At 51.6% G+C, this 17,211-nt stretch carries 21 protein-coding genes; 15 read left to right on the plus strand and 6 right to left on the minus strand.

Translation table 11 applies throughout. The features are described from left to right. The first annotated feature begins 49 nt into the window (after positions 1-49). The 6 genes from ACJHYW_RS17540 (at position 50) to ruvX (ending at position 4,211) form a co-directional block, all read left to right on the plus strand. Positions 50-547, plus strand: a complete 498-nt coding sequence (locus ACJHYW_RS17540) for a SprT family zinc-dependent metalloprotease (protein WP_000858396.1) — start codon at positions 50-52, stop codon at positions 545-547. 94 nt (positions 548-641) lie between these two features. After that, positions 642-1,349, plus strand: coding sequence for a deoxyribonuclease I (gene endA, locus ACJHYW_RS17545; protein WP_001305312.1), 708 nt, complete (start codon positions 642-644; stop codon positions 1,347-1,349). 79 nt (positions 1,350-1,428) lie between these two features. Continuing rightward, positions 1,429-2,160 (plus strand): 16S rRNA (uracil(1498)-N(3))-methyltransferase, encoded by a 732-nt coding sequence (gene rsmE, locus ACJHYW_RS17550; RefSeq protein ID WP_001222509.1) that lies wholly within the window; start codon positions 1,429-1,431, stop codon positions 2,158-2,160. Positions 2,161-2,172: 12 nt separating this feature from the next. Further along, positions 2,173-3,123, plus strand: a complete 951-nt coding sequence (gene gshB, locus ACJHYW_RS17555; RefSeq protein ID WP_000593260.1) for a glutathione synthase — start codon at positions 2,173-2,175, stop codon at positions 3,121-3,123. A gap of 108 nt (positions 3,124-3,231) precedes the next feature. Then, positions 3,232-3,795 (plus strand): YqgE/AlgH family protein, encoded by a 564-nt coding sequence (locus ACJHYW_RS17560; RefSeq protein WP_001053178.1) that lies wholly within the window; start codon positions 3,232-3,234, stop codon positions 3,793-3,795. Then, positions 3,795-4,211, plus strand: coding sequence for a Holliday junction resolvase RuvX (gene ruvX, locus ACJHYW_RS17565; protein ID WP_000017106.1), 417 nt, complete (start codon positions 3,795-3,797; stop codon positions 4,209-4,211). Before ACJHYW_RS17560 ends, ruvX begins: the two co-directional genes overlap by 1 nt. Positions 4,212-4,384: 173 nt before the next feature. Here ruvX and ACJHYW_RS17570 read toward each other — a convergent pair whose 3' ends face one another. Beyond that, entirely contained in the window at positions 4,385-5,365 is a 981-nt protein-coding gene (locus ACJHYW_RS17570; RefSeq protein WP_001305314.1) for a PilT/PilU family type 4a pilus ATPase, read from the minus strand. 17 nt (positions 5,366-5,382) lie between these two features. On the opposite strand from ACJHYW_RS17570, the gene yggS reads away from it, so the two are divergent. From yggS to hemW, 5 genes are read left to right on the plus strand one after another with little or no spacing between them, the layout of a single operon-like run. Further along, positions 5,383-6,087, plus strand: coding sequence for a pyridoxal phosphate homeostasis protein (gene yggS / locus ACJHYW_RS17575; protein ID WP_000997804.1), 705 nt, complete (start codon positions 5,383-5,385; stop codon positions 6,085-6,087). 17 nt (positions 6,088-6,104) lie between these two features. After that, the gene (gene yggT / locus ACJHYW_RS17580) at positions 6,105-6,671 is read left to right on the plus strand and encodes an osmotic shock tolerance protein YggT (protein ID WP_001094831.1); all 567 of its coding nucleotides are present in this window, start codon (positions 6,105-6,107) and stop codon (positions 6,669-6,671) included. Beyond that, positions 6,668-6,958: a DUF167 family protein YggU gene (gene yggU / locus ACJHYW_RS17585; protein ID WP_001277222.1), complete on the plus strand. Its 291-nt coding sequence runs from the start codon at positions 6,668-6,670 to the stop codon at positions 6,956-6,958. The genes yggT and yggU overlap by 4 nt, the downstream gene beginning before the upstream one ends. A 7-nt stretch (positions 6,959-6,965) precedes the next feature. Then, positions 6,966-7,559, plus strand: coding sequence for an XTP/dITP diphosphatase (locus ACJHYW_RS17590; RefSeq protein WP_001174738.1), 594 nt, complete (start codon positions 6,966-6,968; stop codon positions 7,557-7,559). After that, positions 7,552-8,688: a radical SAM family heme chaperone HemW gene (gene hemW / locus ACJHYW_RS17595; protein WP_000239974.1), complete on the plus strand. Its 1,137-nt coding sequence runs from the start codon at positions 7,552-7,554 to the stop codon at positions 8,686-8,688. The genes ACJHYW_RS17590 and hemW overlap by 8 nt, the downstream gene beginning before the upstream one ends. 68 nt (positions 8,689-8,756) lie before the next feature. Here the strand turns inward: hemW and ACJHYW_RS17600 are convergent, their stop codons facing one another. From ACJHYW_RS17600 to trmB, 5 genes are all read right to left on the minus strand, one after another. Beyond that, on the minus strand, positions 8,757-9,764 hold the full coding sequence (locus tag ACJHYW_RS17600) for a DUF1202 family protein (protein ID WP_049043417.1): 1,008 nt from the start codon (positions 9,762-9,764) through the stop codon (positions 8,757-8,759). Between the two features lie 116 nt (positions 9,765-9,880). Then, positions 9,881-10,927 carry an L-asparaginase 2 gene (ansB, locus tag ACJHYW_RS17605; RefSeq protein ID WP_000394106.1) on the minus strand — a complete coding sequence of 349 codons (1,047 nt, stop codon included), beginning with the start codon at positions 10,925-10,927 and terminating at the stop codon, positions 9,881-9,883. 175 nt (positions 10,928-11,102) lie between these two features. Next, positions 11,103-11,822 (minus strand): DUF2884 domain-containing protein, encoded by a 720-nt coding sequence (locus tag ACJHYW_RS17610; protein WP_000984796.1) that lies wholly within the window; start codon positions 11,820-11,822, stop codon positions 11,103-11,105. Between the two features lie 183 nt (positions 11,823-12,005). Next, the gene (locus ACJHYW_RS17615; protein ID WP_001107566.1) at positions 12,006-12,332 is read right to left on the minus strand and encodes a YggL family protein; all 327 of its coding nucleotides are present in this window, start codon (positions 12,330-12,332) and stop codon (positions 12,006-12,008) included. Then, positions 12,332-13,051 carry a tRNA (guanosine(46)-N7)-methyltransferase TrmB gene (trmB, locus tag ACJHYW_RS17620; protein ID WP_000786907.1) on the minus strand — a complete coding sequence of 240 codons (720 nt, stop codon included), beginning with the start codon at positions 13,049-13,051 and terminating at the stop codon, positions 12,332-12,334. The genes ACJHYW_RS17615 and trmB overlap by 1 nt, the downstream gene beginning before the upstream one ends. A 160-nt stretch (positions 13,052-13,211) precedes the next feature. On the opposite strand from trmB, the gene mutY reads away from it, so the two are divergent. From mutY to nupG, 4 genes are all read left to right on the plus strand, one after another. After that, positions 13,212-14,264, plus strand: coding sequence for an A/G-specific adenine glycosylase (gene mutY, locus ACJHYW_RS17625; RefSeq protein ID WP_024229165.1), 1,053 nt, complete (start codon positions 13,212-13,214; stop codon positions 14,262-14,264). Positions 14,265-14,291: 27 nt separating this feature from the next. Further along, positions 14,292-14,567 (plus strand): oxidative damage protection protein, encoded by a 276-nt coding sequence (locus ACJHYW_RS17630; protein ID WP_000091700.1) that lies wholly within the window; start codon positions 14,292-14,294, stop codon positions 14,565-14,567. Between the two features lie 64 nt (positions 14,568-14,631). Beyond that, positions 14,632-15,711: a membrane-bound lytic murein transglycosylase MltC gene (mltC, locus tag ACJHYW_RS17635; protein WP_000760323.1), complete on the plus strand. Its 1,080-nt coding sequence runs from the start codon at positions 14,632-14,634 to the stop codon at positions 15,709-15,711. 201 nt (positions 15,712-15,912) lie between these two features. Further along, a complete protein-coding gene (nupG, locus tag ACJHYW_RS17640) occupies positions 15,913-17,169 on the plus strand; it encodes a nucleoside permease NupG (protein ID WP_001049791.1) in 1,257 nt (418 codons plus the stop codon). The last annotated feature ends 42 nt before the right edge of the window (positions 17,170-17,211 follow it).

Below are 17,211 nucleotides of genomic sequence, written 5' to 3' on the forward strand. Positions count from 1 at the left end.
GGAAGCCACCTCTTGCAGTCATCTTTTCTTCGCTCTATCCTCTGCCGCTATGAAAACATCCCGTCTCCCTATCGCCATCCAACAGGCCGTTATGCGTCGCCTGCGGGAAAAACTCGCCCAGGCGAACCTGAAGCTAGGGCGTAACTACCCGGAGCCAAAACTCTCTTACACCCAGCGCGGAACCTCTGCCGGAACAGCCTGGCTGGAAAGCTATGAAATTCGCCTCAATCCCGTTTTGCTGTTGGAAAACAGTGAAGCCTTTATTGAAGAAGTGGTGCCGCACGAACTGGCACATTTGCTGGTATGGAAACATTTCGGCCGCGTAGCGCCACATGGCAAAGAGTGGAAGTGGATGATGGAAAGCGTGCTGGGCGTTCCCGCCCGCCGTACGCATCAGTTCGAACTGCAATCCGTGCGCCGCAACACCTTCCCCTACCGCTGCAAGTGCCAGGAGCATCAGCTTACCGTACGCCGTCATAATCGCGTAGTTCGTGGCGAAGCCGTCTATCGCTGTGTTCACTGCGGCGAACAGCTGGTTGCGAAATAACCACCTGAACTATCAGGAACTTTCCTGATCTGGCTGATTGCATACCAAAACAACTTTCGCTACGTTGCTGGCTCGTTTTAACACGGAGTAAGTGATGTACCGTTATTTGTCTATTGCTGCGGTGGTACTGAGCGCAGCATTTTCCGGCCCGGCATTGGCCGAAGGTATCAATAGTTTTTCTCAGGCGAAAGCCGCGGCGGTAAAAGTCCACGCTGACGCGCCCGGTACGTTTTATTGCGGATGTAAAATTAACTGGCAGGGCAAAAAAGGCGTTGTTGATCTGCAATCGTGCGGCTATCAGGTGCGAAAAAATGAAAACCGTGCCAGCCGCGTAGAGTGGGAACACGTCGTTCCTGCCTGGCAATTCGGTCACCAGCGCCAGTGCTGGCAGGACGGTGGACGTAAAAATTGCGCCAAAGATCCGGTCTATCGCAAGATGGAAAGCGATATGCATAACCTGCAGCCGTCAGTCGGTGAGGTGAATGGCGATCGCGGCAACTTTATGTACAGCCAGTGGAATGGCGGTGAAGGCCAGTACGGTCAATGCGCCATGAAGGTCGATTTCAAAGAAAAAGTTGCCGAACCACCAGCGCGTGCACGCGGTGCCATTGCGCGCACCTACTTCTATATGCGTGACCAATACAACCTGACACTCTCTCGCCAGCAAACGCAACTGTTCAACGCATGGGACAAGATGTATCCAGTTACCGACTGGGAGTGCGAGCGTGATGAACGCATCGCGAAGGTGCAGGGCAATCATAACCCGTATGTGCAACGCGCTTGCCAGGCGCGAAAGAGCTAACCTACACTAGCGGGATTCTTTTTGTTAACCCCTACCCCACGCGTACAACCGCGTGGGGAGACGACGCGGATTTTTAACTATGCGTATCCCCCGCATTTATCATCCTGAACCACTGACCAGCCATTCTCACATCGCGCTTTGCGAAGATGCCGCCAACCATATCGGGCGCGTACTGCGTATGGGGCCGGGACAGGCGCTGCAATTGTTTGACGGCAGCAACCAGGTCTTTGACGCCGAAATTACCAGCGCCAGCAAAAAAAGCGTGGAAGTGAAGGTGCTGGAAGGCCAGATCGACGATCGCGAATCTCCGCTGCATATTCACCTCGGTCAGGTGATGTCGCGTGGTGAAAAAATGGAATTTACTATCCAGAAATCGATCGAACTCGGTGTAAGCCTCATTACGCCACTTTTTTCTGAGCGCTGCGGCGTTAAACTGGATAGTGAACGTCTGAACAAGAAGCTCCAGCAGTGGCAGAAGATTGCAATTGCTGCCTGTGAGCAGTGTGGCCGTAACCGGGTGCCGGAAATCCGTCCAGCGATGGATCTGGAAGCCTGGTGTGCAGAGCAGGATGAAGGACTGAAACTGAATCTTCACCCGCGCGCCAGTAACAGCATCAATACGTTGCCGTTACCGGTCGAACGCGTCCGCCTGCTGATTGGCCCGGAAGGCGGTTTATCGGCAGATGAAATTGCCATGACTGCCCGCTATCAATTTACTGATATCCTGTTGGGACCTCGCGTTTTGCGTACTGAGACAACTGCGCTCACCGCCATTACCGCGCTACAAGTGCGTTTTGGCGATTTGGGCTAACGGAGAAGAATAATGATCAAGCTCGGCATCGTGATGGACCCCATCGCAAACATCAACATCAAGAAAGATTCCAGTTTCGCTATGTTGCTGGAAGCACAGCGTCGTGGTTACGAACTTCACTATATGGAGATGGCCGATCTCTATTTGATCAATGGTGAGGCTCGCGCTCGTACCCGTACTTTGAGCGTCGAACAGAACTACGATAAATGGTACGAGTTCACGGGTGAGCAGGATCTGCCGCTGGCCGATCTCGATGTGATCCTGATGCGTAAAGACCCGCCGTTTGATACCGAGTTTATCTACGCGACCTATATTCTGGAACGTGCCGAAGAGAAAGGGACGCTGATCGTTAACAAGCCGCAGAGCCTGCGCGATTGTAACGAAAAACTGTTCACTGCCTGGTTCTCTGACTTAACACCAGAAACGCTGGTCACACGCAATAAAGCGCAGCTAAAAGCTTTCTGGGAAAAACACAGCGACATCATTCTTAAGCCGCTGGACGGTATGGGCGGCGCGTCGATTTTCCGCGTGAAAGAAGGTGATCCAAACCTCGGCGTGATTGCCGAAACCCTGACTGAGCATGGCACTCGCTACTGCATGGCGCAAAATTACCTGCCAGCCATTAAAGATGGCGACAAACGCGTGCTGGTAGTGGATGGCGAGCCGGTGCCGTATTGCCTGGCGCGTATTCCGCAGGGGGGCGAAACCCGTGGCAATCTGGCTGCCGGTGGTCGCGGTGAACCTCGTCCGCTGACGGAAAGTGACTGGAAAATCGCCCGTCAGATTGGGCCGACGCTGAAAGAAAAAGGGCTGATTTTTGTTGGTCTGGATATCATCGGCGACCGTCTGACTGAAATTAACGTCACCAGCCCAACCTGTATTCGTGAGATTGAAGCAGAGTTTCCGGTGTCGATCACCGGAATGTTAATGGATGCCATCGAAGCACGTTTACAGCAGCAGTAACCCACCTTAGCGAGAAGGATCTCGTTGAGACTCTGAGTGACAGCGCCCTTCTTTCCACGCATACTGGGCGCTGTTGCTTTTTTGAACCAGGAAACAGAACCTCTGACAATGAATTTACAGCATCACTTTCTTATTGCCATGCCTGCTCTCCAGGATCCGATTTTCCGTCGTTCCGTGGTCTACATTTGCGAACATAATACCAATGGTGCAATGGGGATCATCGTCAACAAGCCGCTGGAAAATCTCAAAATTGAAGGGATTCTGGAAAAGCTGAAGATCACGCCGGAGCCGCGTGATGAATCAATCCGTCTGGATAAACCGGTTATGCTCGGCGGTCCGCTGGCTGAAGATCGCGGGTTTATTTTGCATACTCCGCCCTCCAATTTTGCTTCCAGCATTCGCATTTCAGACAACACAGTGATGACCACTTCCCGCGATGTGCTGGAAACGCTCGGCACCGATAAACAACCGTCTGACGTATTGGTGGCTCTGGGTTATGCCTCCTGGGAGAAAGGTCAACTGGAACAAGAAATTCTCGATAACGCGTGGCTAACGGCCCCGGCAGATCTGAATATTCTGTTCAAAACGCCGATTGCCGACCGCTGGCGCGAGGCGGCAAAACTGATTGGTGTGGATATTCTCACCATGCCTGGTGTGGCAGGACACGCCTGATGAGTGGAACCTTACTCGCCTTCGACTTCGGCACCAAAAGCATTGGCGTAGCGGTCGGCCAACGCATTACCGGCACCGCTCGCCCTTTGCCTGCAATTAAAGCGCAGGACGGTACGCCGGACTGGAACATTATCGAGCGTTTACTGAAAGAGTGGCAGCCGGACGAAATCATCGTCGGTTTGCCGCTGAATATGGACGGCACCGAACAGCCGTTAACCGCCAGAGCGCGTAAATTTGCCAACCGTATTCATGGTCGTTTCGGTGTTGAAGTAAAGCTCCATGACGAGCGTCTTAGCACCGTGGAGGCACGTTCCGGTCTGTTTGAACAGGGCGGCTATCGGGCGCTCAACAAAGGTAAAGTCGACTCTGCCTCTGCGGTTATTATTCTCGAAAGCTATTTCGAGCAGGGATATTAAGGCGATTTACTAGCGCACAGATTTCTGACAATGTGCTCGTTGTTTCATGTTGGATGCGGCGTAAACGCCTTATCCAACCTACAGTGAGTGCGAATTCAAAGTTACGCTTCCCTTGTAGGCCCGATAAGCTTGCGCATCGGGCATATTTACAATTCGTATCAGACACAGTAACGTCACAAGCGCCCTTCTTTCACCCGCTGCTGATAACTCTGCTGAAACGTTATCATCCCCACCTGCTGCCCGGTTTGAATAACATGCGGTAACTGGTGGGTTTTCCCTTCACGAATCAAATTCCCCACCGCGGGTGTGTTAATCAGTAATTCAAACAGCGCCACGCGTCCTTCCTGTTTATCCACTTCCAGTTTTTGTGACAACACTGCCCGTAAACTACCTGCCAGTTGATTACGCACGGGATCTTTTTCCTGCGCAGGAAATGAATCCACCAGTCGCTCAACTGCCTGCGCTGCGCCGCGCGTGTGTAATGTCGCCAGCACCAGATGCCCGGTTTCTGCCGCCGTCAGCGCCAGACGGATTGTCTCGCTATCACGCAGCTCTCCGAGCAAAATCACATCAGGATCTTCCCGCAATGCAGCCCGCAATCCCGATGCGAAAGTCATACAGTGCAAACCAATCTCCCGCTGCTGGATCAAACATCGCTGACTGGTATAGAGATATTCCACAGGATCTTCCAGCGTCAGAATATGCGCATCGGCATGTTGATTGAGATAGCCAACCATCGCCGCCAGCGTGGTAGATTTGCCGCTCCCCGTCGCCCCCGTCACCAGAATCAGGCCATTCTCGCTCTTGAGTAATTCCGGCAATACCGGTGGTGCGCCAAGCTGTTCGAGCTGCGGGCAGTGCGAAGGTAACAGCCGTAACGCCAGAGAAATACCTTGCCGTTGTGCGAACGCACTGCCGCGCAATCGCTGGTTTTCCGCCAGCGACACAGCAAAATCCAGCTGACCATTCTCCAGCAATATTGCCCGCTGATCGTCATCCAGCCACTCCCGCAGTAGCTCTTCGACGTCCGGCGCGTCAAACGGCGCAGCTTCCATTCTCCCGCGAATACGCCATCGTGCGGGCCAGGCGCTGCACAGGTGTAGATCCGAGACGTTATGCTTTACACTAAGGGCCACAATTTCTTCCATATTCATACTAAGATCCTCGGAAAATGAACGATATTGCGCATAACCTGGCACAGGTCCGGGACAAAATCTCAGCGGCTGCAACGCGTTGCGGCCGTTCTCCAGAAGAAATTACGCTGCTTGCAGTCAGTAAAACAAAACCTGCGAGCGCCATCGCAGAAGCCATTGATGCCGGGCAGCGTCAATTTGGTGAAAACTACGTTCAGGAAGGGGTAGATAAAATTCGCCACTTTCAGGAACTGAGCGTAACAGGATTAGAATGGCATTTTATTGGCCCGTTGCAGTCTAATAAAAGCCGCCTGGTGGCAGAGCATTTCGACTGGTGTCATACCATCGACCGTTTGCGCATCGCTACCCGTCTGAACGACCAGCGCCCGGCAGAACTTCCCCCTCTTAACGTACTGATTCAAATTAACATTAGTGATGAAAACAGTAAGTCCGGGATTCAACTGGCTGAACTGGACGAGCTGGCAGCTGCGGTCGCTGAACTACCGCGTTTACGTCTGCGCGGGCTGATGGCAATCCCTGCGCCTGAGTCAGAATATGTAAGGCAGTTTGAAGTTGCACGCCAAATGGCTGTAGCATTTGCCGGACTGAAAACGCGCTACCCGCATATCGACACGCTCTCTCTGGGAATGTCGGACGATATGGAAGCCGCCATTGCGGCAGGTAGCACGATGGTTCGTATCGGCACTGCAATTTTTGGTGCGCGTGATTACTCTAAAAAATAAGGAATTAAAGGAACGCCATGAATACGTTGACTTTCCTGCTTTCAACGGTCATTGAGCTGTATACCATGGTGCTGTTATTACGCATCTGGATGCAGTGGGCTCATTGTGATTTTTACAACCCCTTCTCACAGTTTGTAGTGAAGGTAACGCAGCCGATTATCGGGCCACTGCGCCGCGTTATTCCGGCAATGGGCCCCATTGATAGCGCCTCGCTGCTGGTTGCCTATATTCTCAGTTTCATTAAAGCCATCGTGCTGTTTAAAGTGGTGACCTTCCTGCCAATCATTTGGATTGCCGGTTTATTGATTCTGCTGAAAACCATCGGCCTGCTGATTTTCTGGGTCCTGCTGGTGATGGCGATTATGAGCTGGGTAAGCCAGGGTCGTAGCCCGATTGAATACGTGCTGATTCAGCTGGCCGATCCGCTGCTGCGCCCGATTCGCCGCTTGCTACCGGCAATGGGTGGGATTGATTTCTCGCCGATGATCCTCGTTCTGCTGCTGTATGTCATCAATATGGGTGTCGCAGAAGTCTTGCAGGCGACCGGAAATATGCTGCTGCCGGGGCTGTGGATGGCGTTATGAGTGCCGTAACAGTTAATGATGACGGTCTGGTTTTACGGCTCTATATTCAGCCGAAAGCCAGCCGTGATTCTATTGTCGGTTTACATGGCGACGAGGTAAAAGTCGCCATTACCGCGCCGCCGGTTGACGGCCAGGCCAACAGCCATCTGGTGAAGTTTCTCGGTAAGCAATTCCGGGTTGCCAAAAGCCAGGTGGTGATTGAAAAAGGCGAACTTGGCCGCCACAAACAAATTAAAATCATTAATCCGCAACAAATCCCGCCAGAAATCGCGGCGTTAATTAATTAGGTATCCTATGCAAAAAGTTGTCCTCGCAACCGGCAATGCCGGTAAAGTGCGTGAGCTGGCGTCGCTGCTTAGCGACTTCGGTCTTGATATCGTGGCCCAAACAGACCTCGGCGTAGATTCCGCTGAAGAAACCGGCCTGACCTTTATCGAAAACGCGATTCTGAAAGCGCGCCATGCGGCAAAAGTGACCGGTTTACCGGCAATTGCCGACGACTCCGGTCTGGCGGTAGATGCGCTGGGTGGCGCGCCGGGTATTTACTCCGCGCGTTATTCCGGTGAAGACGCGACCGATCAAAAGAATCTGCAAAAACTGCTGGAAACAATGAAAGACGTACCGGACGACCAACGTCAGGCGCGTTTCCACTGCGTGCTGGTATATCTGCGTCACGCGGAAGATCCCACTCCGCTGGTATGCCACGGTAGCTGGCCAGGCGTGATTACTCGTGAACCAGCGGGCACTGGTGGCTTTGGTTATGATCCAATCTTCTTCGTACCTTCCGAAGGGAAAACCGCTGCCGAACTGACCCGCGAAGAAAAGAGCGCCATTTCCCACCGTGGTCAGGCGTTGAAACTGCTGCTGGACGCTTTACGTAATGGTTAAATTACCGCCGCTGAGTCTCTACATTCACATCCCGTGGTGCGTGCAGAAATGCCCGTACTGCGATTTCAACTCTCACGCGTTGAAAGGAGAAGTGCCGCACGACGATTATGTTCAGCATCTGCTTAACGATCTGGACAACGATGTGGCTTACGCTCAGGGCCGTGAAGTGCAGACAATCTTTATTGGCGGTGGTACGCCGAGCCTGCTTTCCGGCCCGGCGATGCAAACGCTGCTGGACGGCGTGCGTGCGCGTTTGCCGCTGACAGCGGATGCAGAAATTACGATGGAAGCGAACCCTGGTACGGTTGAAGCCGATCGCTTTGTCGATTATCAGCGTGCTGGTGTGAACCGCATCTCTATTGGTGTGCAGAGTTTTAGCGAAGAAAAGCTGAAACGACTTGGGCGCATTCATGGCCCGCAAGAAGCGAAACGAGCTGCGAAGCTGGCGAGCGGTTTAGGGTTACGTAGCTTTAACCTTGATTTGATGCATGGGCTGCCGGATCAATCACTGGAAGAGGCGCTAGGCGATCTGCGCCAGGCTATTGAACTGAATCCGCCGCATCTTTCCTGGTATCAACTGACCATCGAACCTAATACGCTGTTTGGCTCTCGCCCACCGGTGCTGCCGGACGACGATGCGTTGTGGGATATATTCGAACAGGGGCATCAGTTATTAACCGCAGCGGGTTATCAGCAATATGAAACTTCCGCTTACTCCAAACCCGGTTATCAGTGCCAGCACAATCTCAACTACTGGCGCTTTGGTGACTACATTGGTATTGGCTGCGGCGCGCACGGCAAAGTGACCTTCCCGGATGGGCGCATTCTGCGTACCACCAAAACGCGTCATCCGCGTGGTTTTATGCAGGGAAGATATCTGGAAAGCCAGCGTGATGTCGAAGCTGCAGATAAACCGTTTGAGTTCTTTATGAATCGCTTCCGTCTGCTGGAAGCCGCGCCGCGCGTGGAGTTTAGCCAGTATACTGGCCTTTCTGAAGAAGTTATTCGCCCACAGTTAGAAGAGGCTATCGCTCAGGGTTATCTCACAGAATGTGCAGATTACTGGCAGATAACGGAACATGGGAAGTTGTTTTTAAATTCGTTGCTGGAGCTTTTTCTGGCGGAGTAAATTTGTATTGCCGGATGCGGCGTGCGTGTACGCAGCATCCGGCAACAACTCATGCGTCATCGCAAAAATTACTTAATCACCCCATTGCGCCGCAGTTGTTCGGTATCTTTTTTCCAGCGTTCATTAGCCTGGTTGATATCGTCAATTTTCATCAAAATCGCGACTTTTTTACTGTTTATTTCTGAAACTTTCATCGTTAACGGATATTGCCCTTTCTCGAGCGTTATCCAGTCATCCTGCAATTTACGGCTAAGTTTTTGTGATTGCAGAAAAGTCTGTCGCCGTTGTTCGTTGATATCAAAATCTCGTTTCTGCTGAATTGGCACTTCATAACACTCTTCACTCTGTTTATGACATGCCGCAATCGCCGGTTGATAAACCTCTTTGTCATATTTAACCGCGAACGCCTCACTATCGTTCTGTTTATTAAAATCATCACACTGTTGGTGAATTTTTTTAAAGGCGTCTTCGCGGGTCATTTGCTTACCGTTTGCATCTTTTCCCCAATATGCATCCGCTGCTTTCTGCGCCGCCACCATTTGCTTATCAAGCGCTTTTACATCCTTTTTCAGTGCAGGAATCGAGTTATTCTGGTTATTCAACGCAGACTCAAGCTGACTAAAGCGATAATTGAAATCTTCGCTATTCACGATCAGATATTTATTATTCGTTTTGATATCGTCAACCACCCGCCCACGATCGCTGGCTGCCGCCTGAAAAGAGTAAAAGTTCACCGACCAGCCAGACGCGGGCGTTCCTTTACTGGTTAACATCGCCGAGAATTTCACCGGTTTATCTTTCGTCCAGGTCTGTTCGAGCAGCTCGTAATCTGCCAACTGACCGACCCAGGTATAGAGATCGTCACTGGAAGAGACATCGCCTTCCGCTGACCAGGTGGCCTGATTACCCTTAGCATCAAGATTTTTTAAGGTGATGACATCAAGCTTGAGAATGCCGTGATACTGCTTTTTGAATTGATCTTTTAAGATATTTTCAGTTGGCGGTTCACCATCTGCCCAGACATTACCAGTCATCAACATAAACAGCGCCGTACCAACAATCCATTGCTTTTTCACCCGAAAACCCTCGCGCGGAATAATTTATTCCGGTGATTATCATTAGGGTAATAAAAATTGGCAATGGACGTGAGTCTGAAGTGAATAAGCCCCGGCACGATACCGGGGCGAAGTGATTAGTACTGATTGAAGATCTGCTGGATCTGCTGCGGATCTTTAGTTTGCGTCAGAGCCAGTTGCAGCAGAACGCGCGCTTTTTGCGGGTTCAACATGCCGGAGGCGACGAAGCCGTATTTCGCATCATCCACTTCGGCATCCTGAGTGGTAGCGCCCGTCGGTACGCGGGAAGAACGCACTACTGCAGTGCCGTTTTTCGCAGCGGTTGCAAGGGTGTCAAATACGGTTTTATACAGGTTGCCGTTACCCACGCCAGCGCTAACGATGCCATCATAGCCCGCATCTACCAGTGCTTTAGCCGGAAGATCGGATGCGTTAGCGTAGTTATAAACAATGCCGACTTTCGGCAGTTCATTCAGCTTAGAGACATCGAACGGCGTGTCGCTGGTGTGCTTACGTGCCGGGGTACGTTGGTAGTCAATCTTACCGTTGTGAATGTAACCCAGAGGACCGTAGTTAACAGACTTGAAGGTCGCTACGTCGGTGGTGTTGGTTTTGGTGACATCGCGACCGTCCAGTACGGTGTCGTTCATCACCACCAGCACGCCACGATTAGCGGAGGCTTTATCAGCTGCGGTCACTACCGCGTTATACAGGTTGAATGGACCGTCTGCGCTCATGGACGTGGACGGGCGCATTGCGCCGACCATCACCACCGGTTTGTCGCATTTCACCGTCAGGTCGAGGAAGTAAGCGGTTTCTTCCATCGTGTCGGTACCGTGAGTAATGACGAAGCCGTCGGTTTTATCGCAGTCGGTGTTAATTTTTTTCGCCAGTGTCAGCCAGACATCATCGTTCATGTCCTGGGAGCCGATATTAACGACCTGCTCGCCTTTAACGTTCGCAATGTCCTTCAGTTGCGGCACCGCATTAACCAGATTTTCTACGCCAACTTTACCCGCTGTGTAGTTAGATTTGGTTGCGGAGTCACCACCACCGGCAATGGTCCCGCCGGTTGCTAAAATGGTGATATTGGGTAATGCCAATGCTGCACCACTAAAACCCATAACCAGTGCGGCAAGTGCCGTCTTTTTGAAAAACTCCATTTCATTCCTCCAGTTACGTGAACGCTACGCATTATCCCTTAGCTTTGTATGGGAAATTTGACGTTAAACAATTTACAACGTGAATATATTTTGGAGATCTACAAAGTTAGAGGCAGGTAACAAAACGAAGAATTAAACGGCATAAAAAAGTATTATGCCGTCTTAAAATAGAGGATTATTTTAAATTCCCGACCAGGGCTTTGCGACTATCTTCCAGAGTCACAACGCGGCTACAAACATCTTTGCCAAACTGTTGGAAATCTTTTTCCTGCTTTTTCCATTCGGTTTGGATTGAGGATTGCAGACCGCCCAGGCTTCCCAGCACATTCTGTAATGGGTTACCGCCGCTTTTCAGCACCGCTTTCGCGCCCATTTCATTAATGCTGTCCTGTAAAATTCCGCCCATTGCCTGATTCACTAATTGCTGGCCTTCGGCGCGAACCTGATCAATGGCTTTATAGTGGAACGTCAGGCCATCGCTGCGCGTTTCGATAATGCGGTTCATCTGCTCTTTCAGCTGCGCATCAAGTTTGGTCAGACGGCTGCGCATTTTGCTGCTTTCGCCCATCTCTTGAACGATAATTTTATCCAGCGCAATACGGGCTTTCTCGACGCGGCTTTTCGCGCCTTCATCAATCCACGGCAGCGTGCTACGCAGTTCAGCCTGATAATCCTTCGCCTGCTCGCGCTGGGCGGCATTCAGGGAATATTGCTTACCGTTATACATCACGTTGCCGTCTGGCGTGATCACCAGATTGCCGTTTTCGCCCTTCACCTGCACGGTTTGCGGGCTGACAATCACATCGTCACGCGGCGTGACGCTGCACTGGTAGTCGGCGTGAGCGGTCATTGCCGTCACTGAAAGTGCTGCCGCCAGCAGCATTTTGCGCATCATAGTCTTCCCTCAAGAACAAATCAGGCCAGCATTTGCTGGCCCCAGATTGATAACAAAGTGCGCGTTTTCCATGCCGGATGCGGCGTAAACGCCTTATCCGGCCTACTCGATCGTGCATCTTTATAGGCCTGATAAGCGTAGCACATCAGGCAGTTTTGCATTTGTCATCGCCCGTATGTTTTCTTAGTCCCACCAAACGTCGAAAAGTTCGCTGGTGCGTACCTCGCCCAGTTTGCGCTCTTCCAGCCACTTACGCACAATCGCCTGATGTTCTTCGGTGCATTTGCCGATTTCCTGCATGCAGATCAGACCTTCCCAGGCCAGATAACCGCTGCCGTCAAAGGCCAGTTTGTTCGGTTCGATAACCTCGTTAATAAAGTCATCAACGGTTTTATCAATCTGTTCTTCCGATGTACCTTCCGGGAATCGCCATGCCACCGAAAATCCTAATTCCTGGAATTCGTCGATGTGCATTTTTTTACGCAGACGACGGCTACGGTTCTTTGCCATTATTTCACCCTCTCGAACATTAAGTCCCATACTCCGTGACCAAGACGATGACCACGTTGTTCAAATTTCGTCACCGGACGTGATGCCGGACGCGGTACGTAATCATTGCTCTCTGACAGGTTTTTATAACCGTCAATAGAAGACATCACTTCAAGCATATGTTCCGCATAAGGTTCCCAGTCGGTCGCCATATGGAATATGCCCCCCAGCTGCAGTTTGCTTTTTACCAGCTCGGCAAACGGCACCTGAACGATACGGCGTTTATTATGGCGCGCTTTGTGCCACGGGTCAGGGAAAAAGAGCTGCACCATGCGCAATGAATTGTCAGGAATCATTTTATGCAGCACTTCAACCGCATCGTGACACATCACGCGCAGGTTGCTTAAGCCCTCTTCATGCGCAGAAGCCAGGCACGCACCAACGCCCGGTGAATGCACTTCAATGCCGAGGAAGTCCTGCTCGGGGCGATCTTTAGCCATTGCCACCAGCGACGCCCCCATGCCGAAACCAATCTCAAGCGTCACCGGCGCTTCACGGCCAAAAAGCGCAGGGAAATCCAGCATATCTTCGCTGAACTCAACGCCCATCACCGGCCAGTAGTTTTCCAGCGCATGTTCCTGGCCTTTGGTCAGTCGCCCCTGGCGGCGCACAAAACTACGGATACGGCGCAGCGGGCGGCCGTTTTCATCAAATTCCGGTGAGATGACGTCGTTTTTCATAAAGATTTAGTCGCTTGTGAAAGTGTTCTGAAAACGGGCATTATCCAAAGTTAGTTGCCGGATGCAAGCATGATAAGGCCGTGGCTGCGGAAAGTTCCGGTTTACACCCTGCCGTCGCTGTGCTGCAATCTTGCCCCCAATAACAGTGAATTCGGTGACCATGCAAGCGTCGCAATTTTCAGCCCAGGTTCTGGACTGGTACGATAAATACGGGCGGAAAACGCTGCCCTGGCAAATTGACAAGACGCCCTACAAAGTATGGCTCTCAGAAGTGATGTTGCAACAAACTCAGGTTGCGACCGTTATCCCCTATTTTGAACGCTTTATGGCGCGCTTCCCAACGGTGACCGATCTCGCCAATGCGCCGCTCGACGAAGTTCTCCACTTGTGGACCGGGCTTGGCTATTACGCCCGCGCGCGCAATCTGCATAAAGCGGCACAACAAGTGGCGACCTTACACGGCGGTAAATTCCCGGAAACCTTTGAAGAAGTCGCGGCGTTACCGGGCGTCGGGCGTTCCACCGCAGGCGCGATTCTCTCGCTTTCTCTGGGTAAGCACTTTCCGATTCTCGACGGTAACGTCAAACGCGTGCTGGCGCGCTGCTATGCTGTAAGCGGCTGGCCTGGGAAAAAAGAGGTCGAGAATAAACTATGGAGTTTGAGCGAGCAGGTGACGCCCGCGGTCGGCGTGGAGCGGTTTAATCAGGCGATGATGGATTTGGGCGCGATGATTTGCACGCGCTCGAAGCCGAAATGCTCGCTCTGTCCGCTACAAAACGGGTGTATTGCCGCCGCCAACAATAGCTGGTCGCTTTATCCGGGCAAAAAACCAAAGCAGACGCTACCGGAGCGCACGGGTTACTTTTTACTGTTACAGCATGATGATGAGGTATTGCTGGCGCAACGCCCGCCGAGTGGATTGTGGGGCGGTTTATACTGTTTCCCACAGTTTGCCGACGAAGAAAGTTTGCGGCAGTGGCTGGCGCAACGGCAGATTGCTGCCGATAACCTGACGCAACTGACCGCGTTTCGGCATACCTTCAGCCATTTCCACTTAGATATTGTGCCTATGTGGCTTCCCGTGTCGTCATTCACCGGCTGCATGGATGAAGGCAATGCGCTCTGGTATAACTTAGCGCAACCGCCGTCAGTTGGCCTGGCGGCTCCCGTGGAGCGTTTGTTACAGCAGTTACGCACTGGCGCGCCGGTTTAGCGCGTGAGTCGATAAAGAGGATGATTTATGAGCAGAACGATTTTTTGTACTTTCCTGCAACGTGAAGCAGAAGGTCAGGATTTTCAGCTGTACCCCGGCGAGCTGGGAAAACGCATCTATAACGAGATCTCCAAAGAAGCCTGGGCGCAGTGGCAGCACAAACAAACCATGCTGATTAATGAAAAGAAACTCAACATGATGAATGCCGAGCACCGCAAGCTGCTGGAACAGGAGATGGTCAACTTCCTGTTCGAGGGTAAAGAGGTGCATATCGAGGGCTATACGCCGGAAGATAAAAAATAAAAACAGTGCCGGAGCACGCCTCCGGCAACTTGCATAAAAACAAACACAACACGCACCCGGAATGATGAAAAAATATCTCGCGCTGGCTTTGATTGCGCCGTTGCTCATCTCCTGTTCGACGACCAAAAAAGGCGATACCTATAACGAAGCCTGGGTCAAAGACACCAACGGTTTTGATATTCTGATGGGGCAATTTGCCCACAATATTGAGAACATCTGGGGATTCAAAGAGGTAGTGATCGCCGGTCCTAAGGACTACGTGAAATACACCGATCAATATCAGACCCGCAGCCACATCAACTTCGATGACGGTACGATTACTATCGAAACCATCGCCGGGACAGAACCTGCCGCGCACCTGCGCCGGGCAATTATCAAAACGTTGCTGATGGGCGACGATCCGAGTTCGGTCGATCTCTATTCCGACGTTGATGATATTACGATTTCGAAAGAACCTTTCCTTTACGGTCAGGTGGTGGACAACACCGGGCAGCCGATTCGCTGGGAAGGTCGCGCAAGCAACTTCGCGGATTATCTGCTGAAAAACCGTCTGAAGAGCCGCAGCAACGGGCTGCGTATCATCTACAGCGTCACCATTAACATGGTGCCGAACCACCTTGATAAACGTGCGCACAAATATCTCGGCATGGTCCGCCAGGCGTCACGGAAATATGGCGTTGATGAGTCGCTGATTCTGGCGATTATGCAGACTGAATCTTCCTTTAACCCGTATGCGGTCAGCCGTTCCGATGCGCTGGGGTTAATGCAGGTGGTACAACATACTGCCGGGAAAGATGTGTTCCGTTCGCAGGGGAAATCCGGCACGCCGAGCCGCAGTTTCTTGTTTGATCCTGCCAGCAATATTGATACCGGCACCGCGTATCTCGCGATGCTGAACAACGTTTATCTCGGCGGAATTGATAACCCTACATCCCGGCGTTATGCCGTCATCACCGCCTATAACGGCGGCGCAGGCAGCGTGCTGCGAGTCTTTTCGAATGACAAGATTCAGGCGGCCAATATTATTAACACCATGACGCCGGGCGATGTTTATCAAACGCTGACGACCCGCCATCCCTCTGCGGAATCTCGCCGTTATCTTTATAAAGTGAATACCGCGCAAAAATCTTACCGCCGCCGATAATTCCACTAACCGCCCCTGACGATGCTCAGGGGTAAAAATGTTATCCACATCACAATTTCGTTTTGCAAATTGGGAATGTTTGCAATTATTTGCCACAGGTAACAAAAAACCAGTCCGCGAAGTTGATAGAATCGCATCATCTCGCACGGTCAAATGTGCTTTTTCAAACACTCATCCGCATCACGATGTGAGGAAATTAACATGAATCTTAAGCTGCAGCTGAAAATCCTCTCTTTTCTGCAGTTCTGTCTGTGGGGAAGTTGGCTGACGACCCTCGGCTCCTATATGTTTGTTACCCTGAAGTTTGACGGTGCTTCTATTGGCGCAGTTTATAGTTCACTGGGTATCGCCGCGGTCTTTATGCCTGCGCTGCTGGGGATTGTGGCCGACAAATGGTTAAGTGCGAAATGGGTATATGCCATTTGCCACACCATTGGCGCTATCACGCTGTTCATGGCGGCACAGGTCACGACGCCGGAAGCGATGTTCCTTGTGATATTGATTAACTCGTTTGCTTATATGCCAACGCTTGGGTTAATCAACACCATCTCTTACTATCGCCTGCAAAATGCCGGGATGGATATCGTTACTGACTTCCCGCCAATCCGTATCTGGGGCACCATCGGCTTTATCATGGCAATGTGGGTGGTGAGCCTGTCTGGCTTCGAATTAAGCCACATGCAGCTGTATATTGGCGCAGCACTTTCCGCCATTCTGGTTCTGTTTACCCTGACTCTGCCGCATATTCCAGTTGCTAAACAGCAAGCGAATCAGAGCTGGACAACCCTGCTGGGCCTCGATGCATTCGCGCTGTTTAAAAACAAGCGTATGGCAATCTTCTTCATCTTCTCAATGCTGCTGGGCGCGGAACTGCAGATTACCAACATGTTCGGTAACACCTTCCTGCACAGCTTCGACAAAGATCCGATGTTTGCCAGCAGCTTCATCGTGCAGCATGCGTCAATCATCATGTCGATTTCGCAGATCTCTGAAACCCTGTTCATTCTGACCATCCCGTTCTTCTTAAGCCGCTACGGTATTAAGAACGTAATGATGATCAGTATTGTGGCGTGGATCCTGCGTTTTGCGCTGTTTGCTTACGGTGACCCGACTCCGTTCGGCACCGTACTGCTGGTTCTGTCGATGATTGTTTACGGCTGCGCATTCGACTTCTTCAACATCTCTGGTTCGGTGTTTGTCGAAAAAGAAGTTAGCCCGGCAATTCGCGCCAGTGCGCAGGGGATGTTCCTGATGATGACTAACGGCTTCGGCTGTATCCTCGGCGGCATCGTGAGCGGTAAAGTGGTTGAGATGTACACCCAAAACGGCATTACCGACTGGCAGACCGTATGGCTGATTTTCGCTGGTTACTCCGTGGTTCTGGCCTTCGCGTTCATGGCGATGTTCAAATATAAACACGTTCGTGTCCCGACAGGCACACAGACGGTGAGCCACTAATTAGGCAAAGAAAAACGGGTCGCCAGAAGGTGACCCGTTTTT

Origin of the sequence: Escherichia sp. WS3063 (assembly GCF_046486595.1) — a bacterium.
Taxonomy (GTDB): Bacteria; Pseudomonadota; Gammaproteobacteria; order Enterobacterales; family Enterobacteriaceae; genus Escherichia; species Escherichia coli.